General features: G+C 55.1%; 1 protein-coding gene. It reads right to left on the bottom strand.

The features are described 5' to 3' along the window. Positions 1-254: signal peptidase I (lepB, locus tag V0R37_RS22745; protein ID WP_420376639.1), on the bottom strand; the 254-nt coding region annotated here is incomplete at both ends.

Consider the following 254-nt stretch of genomic DNA (forward strand, 5'->3'; position numbering starts at 1 on the left):
TTCGAACTCAAAGCTTACCCATATAGCTACCGCCTTACCGACCAAGTTGCGTTCAGGGACAAATCCCCAGAAACGGCTATCGGCACTGTTATCTCGGTTATCTCCCATCATGAAGTAGTGGCCTTCTGGCACCACCCAGCGGTTGACGCCCGGACGAGGCTGATAAGCAGCCACGCGGTCATTGCGGGATGGGTTCACGAGGATCTGGTGTGCTTGCGCGCCCAAGGTTTCTTGCGCCTGAATCAAGTTCACAC

Origin of the sequence: Pollutimonas rozaliensis, from assembly GCF_048751585.1 — a bacterium.
Classification (GTDB): domain Bacteria; phylum Pseudomonadota; class Gammaproteobacteria; order Burkholderiales; family Burkholderiaceae_B.